1 protein-coding gene is annotated in these 394 nt (G+C 49.7%); it reads right to left on the minus strand.

Features of this window, described 5'->3' with window-relative positions; translation table 11 throughout:
- Positions 1–148 precede the first annotated feature (148 nt).
- The coding region (locus SB756_RS28320; RefSeq protein WP_410912808.1) for a hypothetical protein at positions 149–394 on the minus strand (246 nt) is incomplete at its 5' end.

The raw sequence follows: 394 nt of genomic DNA on the forward strand, positions 1-394 counted from the left end.
TATGGAATTGGGTGTGGGATGCAGACTCTCACTGAAACACTTTCAGTTCATAAGTGATGAAAATAAAAGCGCTCTGCGCAGGATAAATTTCCCTCCTCACGCCACTCAGGACGAGCGACTTCATAAAACCTCGTCATTGAGAAAGGCATCAATCATGATCACTGCTACTCACCCCGTTATATCTCCTCTCCTTGCGCCAGAGCCCGTTACCCCAAAAGAAACTATCGACAGATCCCGCAACCGTACGCTGATCGATGATGGCAACGTCAAGATCGAGCGGATACTGGAACAGGATGATCATTTCATCACTACCGACGAAGTCCGGATAACGACCACTGACCGCGATGATGTGGTCAGGATTCATGCCGGTGCCAACGGCCAAGTCAGTGCAACG

Origin of the sequence: Pseudomonas sp. SIMBA_068, from assembly GCF_046534705.1 — a bacterium.
Taxonomy (GTDB): domain Bacteria; phylum Pseudomonadota; class Gammaproteobacteria; order Pseudomonadales; family Pseudomonadaceae; genus Aquipseudomonas; species Aquipseudomonas putida.